This is a genomic window from Salinispora mooreana (assembly GCF_000379065.1).
Lineage (GTDB): Bacteria > Actinomycetota > Actinomycetes > Mycobacteriales > Micromonosporaceae > Micromonospora > Micromonospora mooreana.
In genome coordinates, this window is the sequence record NZ_KB900614.1 from 2,759,084 (window position 1) to 2,760,929 (window position 1,846).

2 protein-coding genes are annotated in these 1,846 nt (G+C 66.7%); both read left to right on the top strand.

Annotated features, from left to right (window positions below):
• Positions 1-218 (top strand): transposase (locus SALPAC6_RS25895; protein ID WP_018253845.1); only part of this gene is annotated, 218 nt, incomplete at its 5' end.
• A 252-nt stretch (positions 219-470) separates the two neighbouring features.
• Positions 471-1,610 (top strand): IS701 family transposase, encoded by a 1,140-nt coding sequence (locus SALPAC6_RS0113000; protein WP_018253844.1) that lies wholly within the window; start codon positions 471-473, stop codon positions 1,608-1,610.
• Positions 1,611-1,846 lie beyond the last annotated feature (236 nt).

The window sequence follows — 1,846 nt, forward strand, 5'->3', positions numbered from 1 at the left end:
TCCCCGCCGACACACCGCTTGCCGAACTGGTCCGCCTCGCCAAAAGCCGCTGGCGCATCGAACACGACTACCGCGAGCTCAACACCGCCCTCGGCCTCGACCACTTCGAAGGACGATCCTGGACCGGCTGGCACCGCCACGTCACCCTCACCGCAGCCGCCCACCTATTCCTCACCCACCTGAGGCTGACACGCCCAAAAGCAGCGGGGCAGACCTGAGCCTCTACGCCGTCCTGCGCGAACTGCAATACCTACTCGCGACCTGGCTCGGGTTCTGCCCCCTCTGCCACCAACTCGTCCCAACCTAACAAAGCACTACTAGTACTCCAGCCGCACTTCCGTTGACCGTGTTTGCGCAGCTAGGACCGTAGATGCGGGTCAGGCGTTAGAGTACACGATCGTCCATCGTAGACTGCCGCACTTGTGGTGACGGACGATCTTTCGGGGTGGGCGGCAAGTCTGGATGACCTGATGGCGCGGGTCGCTGGCCGGTTTCGGCGGGTGGAGCCACGCCGGCGGGCCCGGGCCTATGTGTTGGGCCTGCTGTCGCCGCTGGCTGGCAAGAATGGCTGGACCCTCGCGGAGGCGGCCGGGGAGAACACCCCTGACGGTATGCAACGGCTGCTCAACAGGTCGGCGTGGGACGCTGACGCGGTCCGCGATGACCTGCGCGACTACGTCGCGGAGCACCTCGGCGACGCCGCCGGCGTTCTGATCATCGATGAGACAGGGTTCCTGAAGAAGGGAACCAAGTCCGCCGGCGTCCAACGCCAGTACTCCGGGACCGCCGGGCGGACCGAGAACTGCCAGCTCGGGGTGTTCCTGGCGTATGCGTCCGCGCACGGGCGCACCTTGATCGACCGGGAACTGTATCTGCCGCAGAGTTGGTGCGCCGATGACAGGCGGCGGACCGAAGCCGCGGTACCGGCGAAGGTGCGGTTCGCGACCAAGCCGGCGCTGGGGTTGCAGATGCTGCGCCGCGCACTGGACGCGGGACTGCTGGCTCAGTGGGTGACCGCCGACGAGGCCTACGGCAAGGACAGCAAGTTCCGGCTGTGGCTGCAGACCCGGCGCATGGGCTACGTCTTGGCCGTGGCCTGCAACCAGAAGATCCCGACCGACGGCGGCACCGCCCGCGCCGACGAACTGGCCGCCGCGGCCCCTGCCCCGGCCTGGAAACGGCGCAGCTGCGGCGCCGGCGCCAAGGGACCGCGCCTGTTCGACTGGGCCGTAGCCACCCTGCCCGACACCGGCACCGCCGAGCACGGATTCACCCGCTGGCTGCTCATCCGCCGGTCGATCACCGACCCGACCGAGCTCGCCTACTACCTGTGCTACGGACCGGCCGACACCGACGACGAGGAACTCATCCGCGTCGCCGGCACTCGGTGGGCCGTCGAGGAGTGCTTCCAGACCGCCAAGGGACAGGTCGGCCTGGACGACTATCAGGTGCGCCGCTACGACGCGTGGTACCGCCACATAACACTCGCTATGTGCGCCCACGCCTTCCTCACCGTCACCGCCGCAAAGGCGGAAAAGGGGGCACCACCGACCGGGCCGGCCTCGTTCCCCTCAGCCTCGCCGAGACTCGACGTCTCCTGGCACACCTGATCACCCGCAGGCGAACCCGCGACCACATCAATCGATGGTCATGGTGGCGTCGTCGCCACCAGTTCAGGGCCAAAACAAGCCACTACCAGCGAAGACAACAACTCAGCCAAGTGCGGCTGGAGTACTAGTGTCCTGAGTCGTTAGTTCGACCACAGTATGTGGCGAGGCTGTTGAGGATCTCGTCTGCGGTTCTGGTCCAGACGAACGGTTTCGGGTCGGTGTTCCATGCCTCGATC